This window comes from Serratia rhizosphaerae (assembly GCF_009817885.1).
Taxonomy (GTDB): Bacteria; Pseudomonadota; Gammaproteobacteria; order Enterobacterales; family Enterobacteriaceae; genus Serratia_B; species Serratia_B rhizosphaerae.
Genome location: NZ_CP041764.1, coordinates 3,546,229 through 3,562,413, shown reverse-complemented (window position 1 = coordinate 3,562,413; position 16,185 = coordinate 3,546,229). Strand labels below are relative to the sequence as shown.

16 protein-coding genes and 1 riboswitch are annotated in these 16,185 nt (G+C 58.9%); of the genes, 6 read left to right on the top strand and 10 right to left on the bottom strand.

The genetic code is table 11. From position 1 onward, the window contains the following. Window positions 1-106 precede the first annotated feature (106 nt). The gene (gene gutQ / locus FO014_RS16575; protein ID WP_160030317.1) at window positions 107-1,078 is read left to right on the top strand and encodes an arabinose-5-phosphate isomerase GutQ; all 972 of its coding nucleotides are present in this window, start codon (window positions 107-109) and stop codon (window positions 1,076-1,078) included. Window positions 1,079-1,117: 39 nt separating this feature from the next. Here the strand turns inward: gutQ and FO014_RS16570 are convergent, their stop codons facing one another. From FO014_RS16570 to thiM, 3 genes are all read right to left on the bottom strand, one after another. Then, a complete protein-coding gene (locus FO014_RS16570; protein WP_105232137.1) occupies window positions 1,118-1,576 on the bottom strand; it encodes an inhibitor of vertebrate lysozyme family protein in 459 nt (152 codons plus the stop codon). Between the two features lie 71 nt (window positions 1,577-1,647). Beyond that, window positions 1,648-2,448 (bottom strand): bifunctional hydroxymethylpyrimidine kinase/phosphomethylpyrimidine kinase, encoded by an 801-nt coding sequence (gene thiD, locus FO014_RS16565; RefSeq protein ID WP_160030316.1) that lies wholly within the window; start codon window positions 2,446-2,448, stop codon window positions 1,648-1,650. A 2-nt stretch (window positions 2,449-2,450) separates the two neighbouring features. After that, complete coding sequence (gene thiM / locus FO014_RS16560; RefSeq protein WP_160030315.1) at window positions 2,451-3,239, bottom strand: hydroxyethylthiazole kinase; 789 nt, start codon at window positions 3,237-3,239, stop codon at window positions 2,451-2,453. 36 nt (window positions 3,240-3,275) lie between these two features. Next, window positions 3,276-3,375: riboswitch (TPP riboswitch) on the bottom strand. Window positions 3,376-3,738: 363 nt separating this feature from the next. On the opposite strand from thiM, the gene FO014_RS16555 reads away from it, so the two are divergent. The 4 genes from FO014_RS16555 (at window position 3,739) to FO014_RS16535 (ending at window position 7,433) form a co-directional block, all read left to right on the top strand. Then, window positions 3,739-3,984 carry a hypothetical protein gene (locus FO014_RS16555; RefSeq protein WP_160030314.1) on the top strand — a complete coding sequence of 82 codons (246 nt, stop codon included), beginning with the start codon at window positions 3,739-3,741 and terminating at the stop codon, window positions 3,982-3,984. A gap of 308 nt (window positions 3,985-4,292) precedes the next feature. Further along, window positions 4,293-4,514, top strand: a complete 222-nt coding sequence (locus tag FO014_RS16545; protein WP_160030312.1) for a hypothetical protein — start codon at window positions 4,293-4,295, stop codon at window positions 4,512-4,514. A 177-nt stretch (window positions 4,515-4,691) separates the two neighbouring features. Next, on the top strand, window positions 4,692-5,117 hold the full coding sequence (locus FO014_RS16540; protein ID WP_160031429.1) for a GNAT family N-acetyltransferase: 426 nt from the start codon (window positions 4,692-4,694) through the stop codon (window positions 5,115-5,117). Window positions 5,118-5,300: 183 nt separating this feature from the next. Next, window positions 5,301-7,433: a PipA/GogA/GtgA family type III secretion system effector gene (locus FO014_RS16535; RefSeq protein WP_160030311.1), complete on the top strand. Its 2,133-nt coding sequence runs from the start codon at window positions 5,301-5,303 to the stop codon at window positions 7,431-7,433. A gap of 20 nt (window positions 7,434-7,453) precedes the next feature. On the opposite strand, the gene FO014_RS16530 is transcribed toward FO014_RS16535, so the two are convergent. Beyond that, complete coding sequence (locus tag FO014_RS16530) at window positions 7,454-8,200, bottom strand: sulfite exporter TauE/SafE family protein (RefSeq protein WP_160030310.1); 747 nt, start codon at window positions 8,198-8,200, stop codon at window positions 7,454-7,456. A gap of 290 nt (window positions 8,201-8,490) precedes the next feature. Here FO014_RS16530 and FO014_RS16525 point away from each other — a divergent pair, with 290 nt between their 5' ends. Continuing rightward, the gene (locus FO014_RS16525; protein ID WP_160030309.1) at window positions 8,491-9,687 is read left to right on the top strand and encodes an MFS transporter; all 1,197 of its coding nucleotides are present in this window, start codon (window positions 8,491-8,493) and stop codon (window positions 9,685-9,687) included. 40 nt (window positions 9,688-9,727) lie between these two features. Here the strand turns inward: FO014_RS16525 and FO014_RS16520 are convergent, their stop codons facing one another. Genes FO014_RS16520 through FO014_RS16495 form a run of 6 tightly spaced genes read right to left on the bottom strand, consistent with a single transcriptional unit; the run spans window position 9,728 to window position 16,036 of the window. Further along, complete coding sequence (locus tag FO014_RS16520) at window positions 9,728-10,054, bottom strand: AzlD domain-containing protein (RefSeq protein ID WP_160030308.1); 327 nt, start codon at window positions 10,052-10,054, stop codon at window positions 9,728-9,730. After that, on the bottom strand, window positions 10,044-10,745 hold the full coding sequence (locus FO014_RS16515) for an AzlC family ABC transporter permease (RefSeq protein WP_160030307.1): 702 nt from the start codon (window positions 10,743-10,745) through the stop codon (window positions 10,044-10,046). Before FO014_RS16515 ends, FO014_RS16520 begins: the two co-directional genes overlap by 11 nt. Then, a complete protein-coding gene (locus FO014_RS16510; RefSeq protein WP_160030306.1) occupies window positions 10,732-11,625 on the bottom strand; it encodes a sugar phosphate isomerase/epimerase family protein in 894 nt (297 codons plus the stop codon). The genes FO014_RS16515 and FO014_RS16510 overlap by 14 nt, the downstream gene beginning before the upstream one ends. Then, window positions 11,618-14,023, bottom strand: a complete 2,406-nt coding sequence (locus FO014_RS16505; protein ID WP_160030305.1) for an ATP-grasp domain-containing protein — start codon at window positions 14,021-14,023, stop codon at window positions 11,618-11,620. Before FO014_RS16505 ends, FO014_RS16510 begins: the two co-directional genes overlap by 8 nt. Then, entirely contained in the window at window positions 14,020-15,288 is a 1,269-nt protein-coding gene (locus tag FO014_RS16500) for a PLP-dependent aminotransferase family protein (RefSeq protein ID WP_160030304.1), read from the bottom strand. Before FO014_RS16500 ends, FO014_RS16505 begins: the two co-directional genes overlap by 4 nt. Before the next feature lie 7 nt (window positions 15,289-15,295). Further along, window positions 15,296-16,036 (bottom strand): 2OG-Fe dioxygenase family protein, encoded by a 741-nt coding sequence (locus tag FO014_RS16495; RefSeq protein ID WP_160030303.1) that lies wholly within the window; start codon window positions 16,034-16,036, stop codon window positions 15,296-15,298. Between the last annotated feature and the right edge of the window lie 149 nt (window positions 16,037-16,185).

Sequence of the window (16,185 nt, the reverse complement as noted above, 5' to 3'; positions counted from 1 at the left end):
CTGATTTCTCAAACTGTGATCCGTTTAAAAAAAACCGGCGTGTCGCGTGTTTCATCCGGTAAATAACACTATATTTCCGCCTTGATTCATTCCGCAGGAGAGACTGATGGATAACGCGAGCACCCTGCTCACCTTCGCCCGCGAAACGCTGGAGATTGAACTGGCCGAAGCGCAGCGCCTGCTGGCGCGGCTGGACGACAACTTTGTCCGCGCCTGCGAGCTGCTGCTGAGCTGCCGCGGCAAGGCGGTGATTTCCGGCATCGGCAAATCCGGCCATATCGGCAAGAAAATCGCCGCCTCGCTGGCCAGCACCGGGACGCCCGCCTTCTTCCTGCATCCGGCGGAAGCGCTGCACGGCGATCTCGGCATGATCGGCCCGGACGACGTGATGATCTTTATTTCATACTCCGGCCGCGCCAAAGAGCTGGACCTGATCCTGCCGCTGCTGGCCGAGAGCCGGATCCCGGTGATCGCCATTACCGGCGGCACCGCCTCACCGCTGGCGCAGGGTGCCGCCTGCGTGCTGGATATCAGCGTCGAGCGCGAAGCCTGCCCGATGGGGCTGGCGCCGACCTCCAGCGCGGTCAACACTCTGATGATCGGCGATGCGCTGGCGATGGCGCTGATGCGTCAGCGCGGCTTCAACGCCGAAGACTTCGCCCGTTCACACCCGGGCGGCAGCCTCGGCGCGCGTCTGCTTAACCGCGTGCATCACCTGATGCGCACCGGCGATCGTCTGCCGAAGGTGCAGGAAAGCGCCGACGTGATGGCGGCGATGCTGGAGCTGAGCCGCACCGGCCTGGGACTGGTGGCGGTGTGCGACGAGCAGCAAAAAGTGGTGGGCGTCTTCACCGACGGCGATCTGCGCCGCTGGCTGGTGCAGGGCCACAAGCTGGAGGATCCGCTCAGCCCGGCGATTACCCGCCCCGGCTATCGCCTGCCGGAACAGTGGCGCGCGGGAGAAGCGCTGGAGGCGCTGCACGAGCAGCATATCAGCGCCGCGCCGGTGGTCAACGTTGAGGGGGAACTGGTCGGCGCGCTGAACCTGCACGACCTGCATCAGGCCGGCATCGGCTGACCATCAGGGACGGGCGCGCCCGTCCCTGCAAACATCGGTTTACTTCCAGTCCGGGCTGTTTTCAAACTGCTGACGCAGCAGCGCCTGCATATTGCTGTCCGGCTTGCCGAGCCACTGATATTTGGCGTACTTTTTGGGGTGCGCCACCGCTTCCGGCCGGTCTTCCACCTCAACCCGCACGCCCCAGGCCTGCGACTTGTCCGCCTTGAAGGCGACGATCAAAAAGTTATTGCCGCAATCGTGAGGCTTACAGATATTGCCAACCTGATACTGCTGCCCCTGCCAGCCGATCGTCTCCGCCGGCGTCGAAGTGCCGCTGCCCTTACGCGCCCAGCCCGGCAGCCGGGCCTGACCTTTCATCATCTGCTGCCAGCTGCTCTGATAACCCGGCTGCTGAACCAGATCCGCCGTGGTCACCACCTGCTGGGCAAAGCTGCCGGCGCTGACGGCCAGCAACGCGCCCAGCAGCATATAACGACGTTTATGCATTCCTGTCATGGTGATTCTCCCTCCGAAAATAGACAAAGACATTGCATCTACTCAGACCATCGCCGCGCGAAAAAGTTGGCTCACCACCAGGCATGGAAATGGTGCACCGGGCCGATGCCCTGGCCGACTTCCAGGCTGTCCGCCTGCTGCAGCGCGCGCTGCAGGTAATCCTTCGCCGCCGCCACCGTCTGCGGCCAGTCGTCATAACGCGGACGCAGGGCGGCCAGCGCCGCAGACAGGGTGCAGCCGGTGCCGTGCGTATGGCGCGTGGCGACACGAGGCGCGCTGAAGCGCTGCTCCGTACCGCGGCTGAACAGCCAGTCCGGGCTTTCCTCTTCACTGAGATGGCCGCCCTTCATCAGCACCGCCTGGCAACCCATTGCCAGCAGCGCCCGTCCCTGCTCGCGCATCTGCTGCTCATTATCCGCCGGCGGACACGCCAGCAGCGCCGCCGCTTCCGGCAGGTTAGGCGTAATCAGCGACACCTGCGGCAACAGTTCACGCCGGATCGACGCCACCGCCTCCGGCGCCAGCAGCGGATCGCCGCTTTTCGCCAGCATCACCGTATCCAGCACCACAAACGGCGGCTGATAATGCCGCAAGCGCTCGGCCACCGCCTGCACGATGTCGGCATTGGCCAGCATACCGATTTTTACGCTGTCGATGCGCACGTCGCTCAGCACGGAATCCAGCTGCGCGGCAACGAACGTCGGCTCAATCTGGTACACCGACTGCACGCCGCGCGTGTTTTGCGCCACCAGCGCGGTGATCACGCTGGCGCCATAGGCGCCGAGCGCCGAGAAGGCTTTCAGATCCGCCTGAATGCCGGCGCCGCCGCTCGGATCGGTACCGGCGATGGTCAATGCATTGATGCGTTTCATGATTATTCATCTCCCTGCCAGCGGTACAGCGCGTCGAGAAATGCGGGGGTAAAGCTGCCGGGGCCGCCGGCCTGTTTGCTGGCCGCCGCGCCGCAGTGCGCCATCACCCGGCAGGCGGCGGCGACGTGGTCCAGCCGCTCGCCCGGCAGGCTGCAAAACGCCGCCACCACCGCCGATAAGGCACAGCCGGTGCCCACCACCCGCGTCATCAGCGGATCGCCGCCGCCGACCGCCCAGCTGCGCTGCCCGTCAGTAATGTAGTCGGTGGCGCCGGTGACCGCGACAATCGCACCGCTGCGCTGCGCCAGCTGTTGCGCCGCCGGCAGCGCGGCCAGAGAGTCCGCCGTGCTGTCGACGCCGCGCCCCGAAGCCTGCAGCCCGCTCAGCGCCATAATTTCCGACGCGTTGCCGCGAATGGCCGCCGGCTGCAGCGTCAGCAGCCGGTTGGCAAACTCGGTACGAAAGGTCAGTCCGCCGACCGCCACCGGGTCCAGCACCCACGGCGTCGCGGCCTGATTGGCCGCCTCCACCGCCGCCAGCATCGATTCCGCGCGGGCGGCGGTCAGCGTGCCGATATTGATCAGCACGCCATCGGCCAGGCGGCTGAACTGCGTCGCTTCGGACGGTTCAATCACCATCGCCGGCGAAGCGCCCAGCGCCAGCAAAACGTTGGCCGTCAGCGTTTGCACCACGTCGTTGGTCAGGCAGTGAATCAGCGGGGAATGTTGTTTAAGCAGCTGTAAGCTGGCCGCGGCCGTTGCGCCGGGCAATTCATCAGGTCGAGCGATCATAGTTCTCCCAACCGGCGTTAAAGAAGGCGGGCGCCGGTCAGGACGCCAAGACTTCCCTACGCTGGTATTATCCAGATCAGGTAATACGGGTATTTCTCAGCCTTCACATACATGAAGGGCACCCCGAGTCTCAGACAGCGCATCCCGCAGGGATAGCGACTGCGGCCACATCATACTCCGCACCCGGCGGGATTCAAATCTTTCATCGTCATGTTTATGATTTATGCATGGCGTCCTGCGGCCGGAAACATTAAAAACTCAGAAAATAAAATTTCAATTATCACCCATAAAAATATAAATACGGTGAATTTAGGATAAAGCCAGACGGCCTATTTCAAGCCAGCAAGAATTATCCTTAAAACGAACGAAATTCTGCAAACAGTATTTATAAGATAAGAAAAGAGGGTAATATTAAATAACACCTTGGCTTTCCATACCAAGGTGTCACCATTTTATTTAACCCCATACTCTTTTATTTTTAATAAAAAAGGAATTTGTCATGAGAGAATTATCTAACGTTGAAGTTGAAGCAGTTTCAGGCGGCTTTTTCGGTGGTATTATCAGCGATATCATCAACGCAGGCGTTAATACCCTGACCGGCATCGCTGGCAATATCGTCGGTAATATCGCCAACTCTATCGGCACCGCTGTTGGTCTGGGCATGGGCTTCCTGGATTCCCTCATCAATGCTTTCCGCCCAAGTAAGCCTGCTCCGGAAGCACCAGCCGAAACCGCTAAGTCTTAATGGCCCAACTCGGATAGCGTTGAGTCATCCGTAGAGTAACCAACAAGGATAATTAATAATTATGCAGAAATTAACGCAAGGCAAAGCAACGAATGTTATTGGTGGCGCGTGGGGCTGTAAAGTCAGCCATAGCCTATCCCCATCCACCTCAGGAGTGACTTGCTATCGGACCGTGGGCTGCGTTGACAAGTTTGGCAACGTCACCTCGTCCAGCAAACCTGTTGAGTTGAATGAGTGCGCGCCTGCCAAGCCGCAATCATAATTTTCCCGCTCTTTTATCTACCTCATTTAATATTTAAGGATAAACCATGAGAGAATTATCTAACGTTGAAGTCAATGAAGTATCAGGTGGTGCCGGTCTCGACAGTATCCTCGGTGGACTCTTAGGCGGTGTTGTTGGTTCCATCTCCAAAGGTGCTGAATCCATCCTCGCCAGCTTTACCAACGCGGCCAAAGGCGTAGGCAAAATCTTCACCGACGGCGTATTTAACCTTGTCCGTGGTTTCTGGGAAGGTCGTTACACCAAGTAACGTCGTCACTTTCTACCGGGCCGGCGACGCTTTGCTCGCCGCCCGGTAACGTGTCCGTATTCAAGAGCAAATAATCTATTTGCTCTTTTTTCTTATCTCTCGCCAACGGCATGGTATTCCGACATACTCAGGTGCCACACCGCAGGATCACCGCGCGTCCGTCACCAAGGGAGCATGATGAAAATACGGCCATATCAAGAATCCGATCGCCCCTTTCTGCGCCGCTTATATTTGGCCGCGCGTAAAATCGCCTTTCACTGGCGGGACACCGCCAATTACCAACCGAGAGATTTCGATCGCGCTACGCTGGGAGAAGAGATCTGGGTAGCCGAAGAAAACGGCATACCGCTGGGTTTTGTTTCCATTCACCGGGCCGAAGATTTTATCCATAACCTGTATGTCGACCCCGCTCAACAAACTCGCGGCGTAGGCAGTACCCTGCTAAAACAGGCAGAATCCACCTTCCGCACCACCGGCGCGTTGAAATGTCTGGTCAGGAACGAACCGGCTTTGATGTTTTATCAGCGGCACGGCTGGCGCATTATCAGCCAGGGAGGCGAAGGTGACGAAGCCTATTACCTGCTGCACAGCACCGCCAGATAGCTAATGTCCTTCACACAACAACGCCTGATAGAACACCGCCTAGCGGTAAATTCAGTCACTTCGATACCGGAATGATCAAGCAACCAGTTATAAAGATGCGCCATTGAGGGAACCCTCCCCGCACAATGATTACTCACTGTGATAGCAATGATGAAGCGTTGACGGAGCGAACGGAGGTAATTGATGGTCGGGTTTAATCCTGCGCTGCTTGGCGCAGCGGCAAGAGGTATCAGTCAGAGTTTGCACCACCAGCGCCATGGCTTAGCCAGCTTGTCCCAGATGGCGGGACGCGCGCACGACCGGTTGCTGAGTGCACACTCCCCGGCGCTGATGCGGCAATTTACCCAGCCGAGTCCGTTGCGCCACGCATTCTCGGCCAAACTCAACGACGTCACGCACAAGTTCCGTCCCGGCGAACTGTCGGAGATGCTTCTCTCCGCCGCCAAACAGGGCAATAGCACGCTGCGTGCACTGCATCATACGGTAACCAGCGGCCTGCAGGAGGCTTACGCCCACAGCGCCACCTTCCGCGCTGCGTTTAATCATGCCTATCGCGACGAGGTCAGATTCGGCGCCCATCCCCCTCACTGGCAGATCGATCCGCTGGCGGCCTCAACCACGCCGGCGCATCAGTCATCCGCCAAGACGCTGGGACTGAAGCGACTGCTTGAGGTGTTAAACGGCAAACCACCCGGCTATACCACCGAACAAGGGCAGCAGCCGTTAAGTAAACGGCGCGCCCTGCTCCAGGCGCTACTCGAAGGGCTGACCGGATTACCGCAGCATGAAAGCCTGCAGGGCAAAAACCATCCGCGCGGGCCGCTGATCGAACTGCTGAATATTGTGGTGGATGAGATTGTGCACCAGCTCGGTACGCAGGACCCCGCCTGCGTCAGCCACCCTGTGCCGGCAAGCGGCGCGGAACCGCAGCGGCCGACAGACGCCAAGGCAACGCCGCCATCTTCGCAAGGGAACACGCCGCCGGCAGCGCATGTTGATACACCTGCGGCGACAGTAAAAACGTCAGCACCTTCGGCGGCGCACGCGCCATCGCCGCCGCAGCAAGCAGAGATAATGGCAAACCACGCCGCGCTCCGGCACCCGGCCGGTACGGCTCCTGCTTCACACTCGGAAATAGCCGAAGATAACGACCCGATAGAAGCGTTGGAACGACCGGATCCGGCAGTGGCCGCCGCCCGGGAGGCGTTTGGCCGCAAGCTGTTTGACGGGCTGATGCGGGAAGGCAGCGCCGCCTGCCCACACGATGCCGCCAGCGCGACAAGAATGGGCCAGACCTTTCAGCGCAATATGGCACCCTTGTTTAACAACGTGACGGGTCAGGAAAAAAACGCCGCAGAGCTGCTGCACAAACTCCATGCGGAAGATAAAAAAACCGCGGCTTTTCGATTCGATCCGACATTCCCGGGCAATATGCTGGCCGCCATGCAGGAAAAACGCGGCGATGCTAAGGCGGCCTGCCGTTTCTATCTGGTGATGGCGCAGGCGGCGGGCTTCAAGGCGCAGACGCATGCCTTTTCCGTCGCCGGCAACCTCAGCGTACCGGCGGCTAATCGGCCTGGCGAGCAGCATCCGCTGACTGAGCATGCGGTGTTAAAGATCAGCGACGAGAACGGCAATAGCAGTTATTTTGATCCGTTGCTGGGCCGGACGGTTAATCCTTTTCGCAGTGACAGTATGGGAAACTACCTGGACACCACCCGCCTCGCCGGCGACGAAACCGCCTACATTCGTGAGCGCCACCCGCAGGAAACCGCCGTGTATGGCAGAGGCATTATGGATGCGCTGATGAGGGCGGGCATCAACACCTTCCCTGAACCGGGGCTGGAAACGAAACGGCACGAGGCAGGCCAGCACATCCAGCGGGCATTTGCCCCGCTATTCAAACATACCCATAGCAAAGAAAGCACCCTGAGCCTGCTGCAGAAGCTGGCGGACGAAAACAAGCGCAGCCAGACAATAAAATTCAACCCGACGGAAAGCCAGCGCGATATCTATGACATCGCGCTCGAACAACAGGCCGACGCAGATTCCATCAACAAACTGTTTCAGGCGCTGGCGAAAAGTGCCGGCCACCATCAGGTTGAGCTGCATACCATTGATACGCCGCTGTCCATCGCCATGGGCGACAGCCCGGATATTCCCGGCGTAAAGCCTAACGCCAGGTTCGAACTGAACAATCATACCGTGTTGAAACTCAGCGATCCGCAAGGCAACACCGTATTCTTCGACCCGGTACTGGCGCGCCGGGTCAACCCTGACGATACCCGCAGTCTGGAGGGCTATCTACGGGGATAAACGCAGGAAAGCGGCCGTACTCAGAGCGCACGCAGCGTCATCTCCGCCCCCAGCACGATCAGGCAAAACAGAAAACAGCGGCGGAACAGCAGCGGTGAGATCACGCGGCGCAGCTTCTGCCCGACAAACAATCCTGCTACTGCAGGCAGCACCGCCAGCGCCGACATATTTAACGATCCGACCTGAAAGGCTCCGTGCCACCATAACCCCGCCGCCAGTGCCAGGGTCGAGCAGGTAAAAGAGATGCCCAGCGCCTGCACCAGCTCATCCTTTTCCAGCCCCAGCGCCTGCAGCCAGGGCACTGCCGGCATCACAAACACCCCGGTTCCGCCGGTCAGCATGCCGGTAACCAGACCGATAAGCGGAGAACCGTATTTTTCAGCACGGGCGGAGACGGCGTAAATGCGCCCTGCCAGCGTCCACACCCCGTAGATAATCAGCGCTACGCCCAACGCCAGCTGCGTGCGGCTGCTGTCGCCCGCAGCAATCCAGCCGCTGGTACCAAGTGTGGCAACCGATACCATCAGCAGCATCGGCCACAGCCGGCGCAGCAGCACCGCCGTGTTGCCGCCGCCCGCCAGCTGAAAGATATTGGTGACCAATGAGGGCAGCAGCAGCATGCCTGCCGCGGCCACCGGGGAGATCATCGCGCCCAGCAGCCCCATCGCCACGGTCGGTAACCCCATGCCGGTTACGCCTTTCACCAGCCCGGCCAGCAGAAAAACCGCGCCGCTAAGCAGCAGCGTGGCGGTGTCAAAATCCGTCATGATGTCGCTCTCCCGACGATAATAACCAGGCAGCAAGACAACGCGCGGACACGGTGGTTTTGATAGCAATAGCAAACATAACGGGCTCCTTTTTCCGTAGGATAAACATCCTGGAACAAAGAACCCGGCCATACTTCGCTGCCGGCCGAAGTATGGCTGACGCAGTCATCCACTGACCACGCCGGCATGCACATGCTGATAACACGTGCAGCAAGCCGTTTTTTAATGGAAACTGAAGGCAGGCCGCGTGCGTACCCGGCCGCTCCGGCAATCTACCAGGATAGTTAATTATGCATACAGAGAGCACATTGCCGCTCAAAGACCAGCAGCGTAATATCCTGCGCCTGGCGACTGCCCAGGCGCTGGCCGGTGCGAACTCGGTGGTGTTTTACGCCACCGGTGCGATTGTCGGCCATGCCATCGCGCCTAATGCTTCGCTTGCCACCTTCCCCATCACCATGTTCGTACTAGGAATGGCGGCCTGTATCCTGCCGTTTGGCAGGCTAGCTCGCAAATACGGACGAAAGGCGGCCTTTATGGCCGGCACCGGCGCCGGGGTGATGACCGGACTGGCCGCCGCGCTGGCGGTCGTTATCGGTTCCTTTACCCTATTCTGTCTCGCCGCCTTTCTGGGAGGTGCCTACGCCGCCGTGGCGCTGTCGTTCCGCTTTGCCGCCACGGATGGCGTGGACAAAGCGCGGCGGGCGCGGGCGCTGTCGCTGGTGATGGGCGGCGGCGTCGCGGCCGGCGTTATCGGTCCGATGCTGGTCACCGGCACCATGGATCTCTGGCCATCCCATACCTTTGCCATTACCTTTGTTGCGCAGGCGCTGGTCGCCGCGCTCTCCGCCTGGGTGCTGACAGGGGTTAAAAGCGCCGAGCCGGTTGCCGCCGCCAAAAGCGGCGGCCGCCCTTTGCGGGAAATTGTGCGCCAGCCCGGCTTTCTGCGCACGGTTTTCAGCGGCGCCGTCACTTATATGATCATGAACTTCCTGATGACGGCCGCGCCGCTCTCGATGCATATGCACGGCATCTCTCAGCAGGCGGCCAATCTGGGCATTCAATGGCATGTCATTGCCATGTTCGGCCCCAGTTTCTTTACCGGCAGGCTGATTAACCGCTTCGGATCGATGCCCGTCGCCGCCGCAGGGCTGATGCTGACCGGGCTGTCCGTTGTCGCCGGGCTGAGCGGCACCGATATTGCCCATTACTGGCTTTCCCTGATCCTGCTGGGCATCGGCTGGAACTTCGGCTTTACCGGCGCATCGACGAAGATCATTGATTTTCACCGTCCGGAAGAGAAAACCCAGGTGCAGTCGCTGAACGATTTCGTGGTGTTTAGCGTGATGATCATCGGTTCCTTCTCCTCCGGCGCACTGCTGAATCTGTTTGGCTGGAATGCCGTATTGTGGGGATCGCTGCTCCCTGTCGCGCTGGCGCTGCTCACGCTGCTCCCCGTCAGGCGGAAAGCCGTGGCGCGTTGGTAGCCGTGATCCAATGTCCTCAGCCGCGGACGGCGCCGGCGCTTCACCACCACAGCAGGCCGCCCCAGCAGACCAGAGCGATCAGGAAGGCATAGCTCGACTTCAGCGGAGTCAGGCCCAGCAGCCATGCCAACGCCACCGGAATGATCCACGAGTAATGCATACCCTGCTGCTGTCCCAGTTGCCACACCGCGGCCACAAGAATATTCACCAGCAGCGCCACGGAAATGTATTTCGCCAACCGGGCAATAAACGACTGCAGCGACGCAGGCAGCGCCTCGACGTTAATTAATAACGGCAGTAACCGACACAGCGCCGAGATCAGCGCGCAGCAGAGGATGAAGGCCCAAAAATAATGGTTATCGGTCATAGAGATAACTCAGCAACAGCGTAATGGCCAGGATCGCCAGCAGATTGATGGCACCAAACAGCCATACGCTGGCGAAACAGGCCAGCAGCGCCACAGCCTGCGCCAGCAGCTGATGATAATCGCGCGCCAGTTTGCCCAACGACGAGGCAATGAAAATCGCGATAATCACCGATATATGCTCCACCAGATGGCGATCGGCCAGTGAAGCGAACAGGTAGCCCAGCAGGGTGCCGCACAGGGCGGCGGCGTAGAGCGTAAAACTGACGGTGTTGCAGTAGGCCCGCGTCAGCGGCGCGCTCTCGCGCCGCAGCGACATCAGCGTAAAGGCGGCGTTGGCCATCACCAATAATGCGGGAATATAGCCACGCAGTGGGCCATCGCGCAGGCTGCTGCGCAGGCTGAGGGTAAACACCAGAAAACGCAGGTTGATACTCAGCGCGGAAAGCAGCACGGTGAGCAGCGAGAGCGACTGCTGCGGCGCTTCCAGCAGGGTCATTTGTAACGGCGCCGACATCAGCGCGCCGCTAAAAATCACCGAGTGTATGCCGCTCAGCCCCTGCTGGTACCCCAGCAGACCAATGACGGTAAATGACAACAGCAGCGAGAACACAAAGGGTGATGCGTCTGCCAGACCCCGTAAAAAATCATGCTTGCCGCCGCTGCGCGTCAGTGGCTGTTCATGCAGGGACATGCCGCATGGACTCCAGCCGTCGTTGGTATTCGCGCGCCTTCTCAAGATAAAAGGCAGTGCTGTATTTGGGAATAAACTCCTCCACCACCGCTACGCCGCGATAGCCGCCGGCCGCAAAACGGTTCAAGACATCGCTCAACGGCAAATCCCCTTCCCCCAGCGGCAGATGCTGATGATGCGTACCCCGTAAATCAGCAATATGCAGATGACGCGTCACCGGCGCCAGGCGGGCGATGGCGTCGAACAGCGCCTCGCCGTATGGATACAGCGAGCACAGGTGCGTCACGTCGATGGTGATATAACAGCCTGTTTCACGATGAAAACGCAGATGCTCTTCCACGCTGAACACCGGATACTTAGGCCGCTCTCCGCCCATATTTTCCAGACACAGTGCAATACCGCGACAGTCAACCTGCTCCTGTAACCGATTCACCGCCGTAATCAGGCAGTTCAGCAAGGTGGTGTTGTCATACTTATCCTTGTAGCCGGGATGGAAAGTCACGCTGCTCGCCCCCGCCGCCAAAGAAAAACGCACGGCGGCGTCCAGGCACGCGATCGCCTGCGCTTGCTCCCCGGCGTCCGGCGAACACAGGTTATACTGTCTCCCCCACCAGCCCGCATGAACGGTAAAGGTCACGCCACGATCTGTGGTAAACGCCTTAATTTTCGCCGCCAACGCCAAACGCTGTTCGCTATCCAGCTGCCAGAAGACCTCCTCTGCGGCTTCGCCAATTTCAAACTCTACCGCCTGGAAGTACTGCGCCAGACGTTCGATAGAATCGAAAATATCCGCTGGATTATCATATACGTTGGTCGAAAAGGAGATAACGGGAAACTCCTCATGCATTTCGCCTTCAATATGGTAGAGAACATCACTCATCGGAATACTCGCTGAATTGAGGGTTAACATTCATATCGGCCAAGGCGGCGAGAAACGCCGTTTCGTCCGATGCCTGACAGCCAAACAGCCAATAGCCGTGGCGCTCCGAAGAGCAACGCACCGGCCTGCCAAACTTCTCCGGCTGAAGGCCGGCGCGGAGCAGCCACCCAGCCGGCAGCGGCGACGGTGGTTCGCCCCCTTCCGCCGCGATCGGAAATCGGATCGCCATCCGTTGATACGCGGCGGGCGTCGCCGGCAGCGTCACCTTCGCCATCGCCGCAATGGTTGCGGCGGCCTGGTGTATACCGGTCACGCCCCAGACCATTTCCCAAATTTGATCGCCGCCAAAACGCGTTTGGGTTTCAATAAACTGTAAATGCTGCCCGTCCAATTTCACTTCGGTATGCGCAGGGCCCCAGCGGTGTCCCAATGCCTGCAGCAGCCACAGCACCGCCTCGGCGATTCGCCGTTCATCCTCTGGCGACAACAACGCCGGAAAATCGTGCCCGGTTTCCACATAGTGAGGCGCACCGGTGGTATATTTTCGTGTGATGCCCAATATGCGGTGCGCCCCATCCAGGCTTAGCGTCTCCACGCTAAACTCATCACCGCGGGCAAAAACCTCAATCTGCTGATTGCCATCAAACGGAATGTCGCGTAAATCCTGCTCAGTATTTACCGCATAAATGCCCTGGCTGCCGGAGCCGGCGATCGGTTTGATAATGGACGCACCATAACGTTGCACAAAGGCCAGCGCCTGTGCGCGATCGTGAACCCGGCTGGCAGGCAGCGCCCAGGGACCGTCGGCAAGCAACTGCCGAAACAGCAGTTTGTCACGGCTCTGCGCGACGCTGCGACGCGGGTTATGGCAGATGCCCAGTTGCTCACCGGCCAGCGCCGCCGGCATCAGGCCCAACTCATTGAAAGAAACAATTGCGCTAAAGGGGCGCTGTCGATGCCGCTCCTGCAATACAGGCAGCCAATGCGCCAGATCGTCCAGCCGTTCCGTCAGCAAAACGTCTGCATGCTGGCGTTGATAAGGGGTTAATTGAGCCGGGGTCTGAATCAGCGTCATATCAAACTCTTCGCTGCCGGGCCAATTGATCGATGAGTCTCGCCCGCCAACCACAATCACCGCCGGGCGCCGTCGCTCACCGTATACGTCGATTTGGGCCACCTGCAGCAGCGACTCTCGCAACGCCGCGGTGTCCGGTCGACGAAACTCAATGTAGACATAATTCTGGAAACCGTTACCGACCGGGCCGATCGTCTCTCCCGGCGTGACCCAGGCATACCACTGCTGAAACCCGGCAATCCGGCGTATCTGCTCTTCATGCTGCAGCGTCTGCCAGACAATATTGTGGCGCGCAAACGGCGTGGCGATGCCAAAAGCGCTCGCTGGCGTATCCGGTAAGTTTAACGGCTGGCCAGAGAGCGCGCGGTGATAGCACGCATCCATCTCAATGCCCCAGGCTTGGCGAATCACATAGATACGGCTGCCCCCCGGTCTCGCTCCCACCTCCAGAATGCGCGGGCCGGCGGTGGTAAGGATAAACTCCACATGCGCAAAAGTGCCGCGCAGCCCCAGAGCTGCGACGGCATCCCGAGCCAGCCGATGGCAACGCGCCACCGTCTCCTCATGACTTTGCAGCGTAGAAGGCGAATAGCGGGCAAAATGGTGGAAATCCGGCCGCTGAATATCCACGCCGGCGATCACATCGACAATCGGAAAGGTGGTTATCTCGCCGTCCGGCGTAATGGCGCAGTCAATGGAGTGGTTGGAGCCGCTCAGGTACTCCTCAAGCAGTAATTCACTGGTTTCCCGGCTTTTCCCCGCAACATACGCCTGCAGTTCCGGCCACTCCTCCAGCGCGTAGCGCGCCAGATCCTGCGCACTGTGTAAACATTTGACGAACAGGCTGCTGTACAGACTGGCCGGCTTCAGCACGCAGGGCCAGATCAGCGTATCAGCCTGCTGCAACAGCGCCTCCATCGTGACGCGGCGTGAGACCACATGTAAATCGCTGTTGGTGCTGGCATTAAAACGGGCGCGCTGCTGCAACTTATCCAGCGTGCGGGTAACATAACGCTGCAAATGTTGCAGTGCCGGATGCCCCTGGCATATTTGTTCGCTAATCGCCACATAGCTTTCCCGAAAATTCAACACGCTGGTAAAGGCGTACTCCATATGCAACGCCGCCACCAACCGGCGTAGCTCCTCGCCATAGCCCTGAGAGAAATCATAGCGGGCAACCGGCCGCAGACGGGCCGCATCAGCGATTTTCGCCGTCGGTTTGGTATCCGCCAGCAGGAGTACCTCAACGCCATCCGCCAGCAGACCTTCATACTCCCCCTCGCGCACATTGCCGATAATCAAACACGCATTGCCCTTCATCATCGCCCCTCGGTATCAAAACTGTAATGCACCTGCCGCAGCTGCATGCCCAGCGCTTGTACCCGCGGGCGCAGCCTGCCAATCGCCGGATTAAGCAACGCCTGACGCAGTATCTCCGACAGCGCGCCCAGTTGCTCATCGCTGATTCCCAGCCGGGTTACCTCCTGCAGCCCCAACCGCAAACAGGGATGCCCAAAGCGCATTTTGTTATTTACCCGGATGCCCAGTTCATTAAGGCTGGCGGCCGCCTCTGCGCTCTGATCCCCCTGCAGCAGTAACATATGGGTCTGTGTCGGCAGCACCGTCCATCCCGGCAGATCCGCCAGCTGCGCCCCGAGCAGTTGAGCATTGCGACACATCTGCCGCGCATAGTCGGCACCAAAACACGCCATTTCCCGCAGGGTGACGAAGAGCTGCAGCAAGCAAGGTAAATTGGGCGAAGACACCAGACCCGCATCCAACCCGTCGCGAATACGCGCCGCCAAGGCAGCGCTGCGGGTCGCAATGATCGCGCGATGCGGGCCCGGGAAGGATTTATGCGTATTGCCCTGTAGAATATCGGCGCCGTCATCCAACGGATTGGCCAGCGCACCACCGGCGATAAGCCCCAGCGGATGCGACGCGTCATACAAAATCAGCACCTCTGTGAGGCCGTGACGATCCAGCCATTGGCGCAGTGGCGCAACCGAAAAACCCTGACAGGTCAGGCCATGGTCGAGAATAATGGCGGCCGGTGGCTGACGCAGCATCGGCGTCAGCGCCGTCAGATCGATCTCGCCGCTGTCGGTCAGGGTGATAAATCCGCCGCGCCGGCCCAGCCGCGCCACCAGCGCCGCCGTGGCAAAGTGCCCGCCGCAGACAGGCGACAGGGACCACACCCCATCTCCCGGTTCAGTCAGGGCGGCGATCATCGCCAGCGTGCAATGCACGCCCGACAGTGCGCGATACTCAATGTAAGGGGCGTCAAACAGCCGCTGTGCAGCGGCGGTAGCCTCTGCCTGTAGCCAGACCACCTCAGGAAACGCCTCAAACTGCATCCCGTTATAGTGCGCGGCATAGCAGCAGTCATCGTTAAGCAGGCCGTTGAAATAGTAACGGTCATAATGTCGGTTTTGCCCTACCCAACGCGCACTCTCCGACAACACATTTTCGTTCGCCGTCAGCGAAAGCGTCGTTTCACGCCGGCGCTTTGCAGCGGCAAACCGCTGCCTCAAACTATCGGCTTCACTCATCATCGGGTCGGACTGTACAATCAGCGACGTTTCCATATTTCTCTCAGCGTATTGGATCAAAATCAATAATCAGCATGTCGCGAAATGCCGCCCTGTGAGGATCGTCAGGATATAGCGGCGTCACATCGTGCAGCATCTTGCGGTCATCAAGCAGCAACGTGTCGAGAAACCCCTGCAATACTCGGGTCAACACCGGCCTGCCGTTACGGTCATACACTTCACTGGCGCCGCCTAATACATTGCGGCGTTGAATTAGATGCTGAAAAATATAATCATGCCCGTCAGCATGCCGCCCTTCCGGCGCTGCCAGACCCGCCTGCTGCGCATCACAACAGATACGCAGTTGGTGGCACGTCACCAACCAACGCCGATCGCCGACCAAACGAGTCAGTAACGCATGGTGGTGGGCCAGTAACCGACGAAGCACCGATGAAGAAATAAAATTGTCTTCACTGCGCGGATATAGACGCTTAATACCGCCTAATAGACCATTGACCTGTGAACTTTGAAAAAAATGACAGTCCTGTAACGGCGCAATCTCACCCTGCGGGCTAAGGCTGAATTTACAAATACGTCGCCGGCGTAGCCTGCTCCCTGGTAAATATTCATCAACAGGTAAATTATCCCATGTTGAAATCAGTGTTCCTTCCGCCGCCTCGTTATTGCTGAGACCAAGTTCGCAGGCAGAAAAATAGATAAAACCTCGCTCACGAAATATGGCTAATTTATCGTTAACCGGCATCACCAGGGCGCAACTATCTCCTGGGGAAATGTCATTTTCCATGGCTATCACGCTTAATATTGGGAGGTTAAAAAAACCTAGCAGAAAAACACCACGGCAACATATAAGCCACAAAAATATAATTAATGAAAGTGTAAATTAATGTGAAAGCTCATAGGTATCAAAACAAAAACAACAAAATAGCGCACAAT